This window comes from Vicinamibacteria bacterium, from assembly GCA_035620555.1.
Lineage (GTDB): Bacteria > Acidobacteriota > Vicinamibacteria > Marinacidobacterales > SMYC01 > DASPGQ01.
Genome location: DASPGQ010000807.1, coordinates 1 through 3145 on the forward strand (window position 1 = coordinate 1; position 3145 = coordinate 3145).

Annotated in this window: 3 protein-coding genes; all 3 read left to right on the forward strand. The window is 62.6% G+C overall.

The genetic code is table 11. From position 1 onward, the window contains the following. Positions 1-1221 (forward strand): hypothetical protein (locus VEK15_32310; protein ID HXV65424.1); only part of this gene is annotated, 1221 nt, incomplete at its 5' end. A gap of 149 nt (positions 1222-1370) precedes the next feature. After that, the gene (locus VEK15_32315; protein ID HXV65425.1) at positions 1371-1814 is read left to right on the forward strand and encodes a hypothetical protein; all 444 of its coding nucleotides are present in this window, start codon (positions 1371-1373) and stop codon (positions 1812-1814) included. A gap of 89 nt (positions 1815-1903) precedes the next feature. Then, a partial coding sequence (locus VEK15_32320) for an ABC transporter permease (GenBank protein ID HXV65426.1) occupies positions 1904-3145 on the forward strand: 1242 nt, incomplete at its 3' end.

Consider the following 3145-nt stretch of genomic DNA (forward strand, 5'->3'; position numbering starts at 1 on the left):
TCCTGGACCATCGCCGAGCGCCTCACGCTGAATCTCGGGTTCCGCTACGATCGCTCGACCGCCCACTGGGCGACACCCGGTCAGGATGCCTTCACCTTCAACGACTACACGGGTCGCTTGTTCGGCACCTACGATCTGACCGGCGACGGCAAGACGGTGATCAAGGGCGGGTGGGGCCGCTATTACGACGCTCTTCACGGGAACATTTACGACGATTTCGATCCCAGTCTTCCCAGCCGGGCGTTCTACGTCTTCAATACCGGCCTCGGAGGCGGGTGCGGACAGCCGGTCTCCGGCTTTCCCAACGTGGGAGGGGGCCCCGAGTGCTTCGAGGGCACCGAAGCGTCCAACGTGGACGTCGTCTCTATCAACGATCCCAACGCAACGATCGGCATCGACCCCGGTATCAATAACAAGTATGTGAACCTGGCCTACGTCGGCTTCGAGAGAGAGATCGCGGCGGATGTCTCCGTCGGGGTGACGTACATTCGGAAGAGCGATGGGAACCTGTTCGCCGGACGGGACGACCAGTCCGTCTACGCGCCGACGACGGTCGAGGATCCTGGCACAGGACAGACGATTTCGGCCTTCGAGCGGATCACTCCGTCGAGTCAAGAGTTCCGGGTGCTCACGAACCGGGACGACATCTACTTCAGGGACTACAACGGCTTCGAGCTCCGATTGCAGAAGCGCTTTCGGAACAACTGGCAATTTCTGGGCTCCTGGACGATCCAGAAGGCCGAGGGGACGCACGACAACAACGCGGCCGCTCCGGGCCTCAATGATTCACTCCGGGGGGCCAACCCCAACGATCTCATCAACGCGGACGGGGAGCTTTTGAACTCGCGCCGGAATGTTCTCAAGCTCCAGGGGTCCTACCGGATTCCCGGGGCGGACGTTCTGCTGAGCGCTCTCTACGGCTTCCAGTCGGGGCGCACCTATAACCGGATCCTGCGAGCCCGTCTTCCCCAGCGCGTGGACATCCTGTTGGATCCCCGGGGTAGTTACCGTATGCCGGAGCGGAGCGAGCTCGACATCCACGTGGAGAAATTCTTCCGCTTCGGCGCCAACCAAGAGCTCGGCATCCTGGTCGATGCGTTCAACCTTTTCAACGACGACGCCTACACTTTCGTCAACGAGACGTCCGGGGATAACTTCGGGGATCCGACCGAGGTCATCGAACCGAGAAAGCTTCAGGTCGGCATCCGGTTCAGTTTCTAGATTCGACACTCTTCTGCGGAGGCTTTCCCACGGGGGAAGGCCTCCTTTCTTCTTATGCGGGCTTTCGCCCTTCCGGTCGTCCGTTGCCGCTCCCGCTCGCGGGTCGTAGAATCGAAGTAGATCCGCAAATCTCGCAGGGAGGCTTCACGATGAGGAAGCGATCGCTTTTGTGCGCCTTGGCGGTTCTCCTCTCCGCCTCGGCCACATTCGCCCAGTCTCAGAAAAAGAAGAACAAGGACAAGAAAACCGAGAGCGCCGCCATCGAGGTGGCGGCGGAGGTCGAGATCGCCTTCGGGGACGACGAACGCCGGATCATCCAGGACTGGTTTCGGGACGAGAGGAACCTCGAGGGTCTTCCGCCCGGCCTCGCGAAACGTGAGGAGCTTCCGCCGGGTCTTCAAAAACACCTCGTGAAGAACGGCACCTTGCCACCGGGGCTAGAAAAGAAGCTCCATCCGCTTCCCAGAGACCTCGAATCGAGGCTTCCGCGGCTCCCCGAAGGCACCCGGCGCGTCCTGCTCTCGGGCAGCGTCGTCCTGCTCGGTGACACGACCGGCCGCATTTTCGACATCCTCGACGGCGTCCTCGAGTAAGTCAGCCAGGTAGCCGTTCGACCTCTCGTCATAAACTGGGGGAACCCCCCTGCGGACGGGCTCGTATGGTAGGGGAAGAGAGGTCTCCTATGCTCCTCCAGAACGTCAAGTTTGGGTTCCGCGCGCTCTGGAAACGACCGGCTTTCACCCTGGTCGCCGTCCTTTCGCTCGCGCTCGGCATCGGACTCAACACGACGATTTTCACCGTCGTGAATGCCGTCATGCTGAAAAAGCTCCCCATTAGCGAACCCGAAAGGCTCGTCGAGGTCTATACCGGCCCATCCGACGAAATGCCCTACCTCACGAACTCGTATCCCGACCTGCTCGACCTGCGCGCGCAGACGGATGCGTTTTCCGGCCTGGCCGGGCATGCCTTCGTGCGCGGGATTCTGACTCGAGACGGCCGGTCCGAGCTCACGACGGGAGAGGTCGTAACCGCCAACTACTTCGATCTGCTGGGCGTCCAGCCGAGTCTGGGGCGCAACTTTCTTCCCGAGGAAGAGGCAACCGAAGGGGCCCATCCCGTCCTCGTGCTGAGCCACGGGCTATGGCAGCGCCGAATGGGAGGCGACCCGGACGTCATCGGATCGACGATTCGAATCAGCGGCGTCGAGTACTCCGTCGTGGGAGTCGCGCCTCGCCAGTTCACGGGAACGATCCCGGGTCTCGAGCCCGAGTTCTGGACGCCCACGGCCATGGTGGAGAAACTGCGTTTCAACGGGATCCAGTTCGATACCGGCTCGCCTACGGGAACGACCCGACTGACCCGGCGCGGAACGAGATGGCTGTTCGTGGTGGGTCGCCTTGCTCCTGGCTTTGGCATCGAGGACGCTGAAACCCAGGTCGCAACCGTCTTTGCCCGTCTCGCCGAGGAGTATCCCGACACGAACGAGAAGGTTCGAGGCACGGTGCTCCCGTCTGGCGCGGTCCGGTTCCATCCCATGGTGGATTCGGTGCTCGCACAGGCCGGCGCGGTGCTACTTGTCGCCGTCGCACTCGTTCTTCTGATCGCCTGTGCCAACGTCGCCAATATGCTCCTCTCGCGGGCCCAGGCGCGAAGCCGTGAGATCGCGGTCCGCTTGTCGGTCGGGGCCAGCCGCGCGCAGCTCGTCTCGCAGCTAATGACCGAAAGCCTCCTGCTCGCTGCGCTCGGTGCCGTCGCCGGTCTGGCCCTGGCGTGGGCTTCGGCTCGCCTGCTTTCGGCGTTGCAGCCGCCGTTGCCCATCCCCCTCACCTTTGCCTACGAGATCGACCTGACGGTGCTGAGCTTCGTCATCGGCATTTCTCTGGCGACGGCCGTCGTCTTCGGTCTCGCGCCCGCATGGCGCACG

Bases quoted from the DNA above. Each gene is read 5' to 3' on its own strand.
- VEK15_32315 (HXV65425.1), top strand. From the start codon at position 1,371: ATGAGGAAGCGATCGCTTTTGTGCGCCTTGGCGGTTCTCCTCTCCGCC.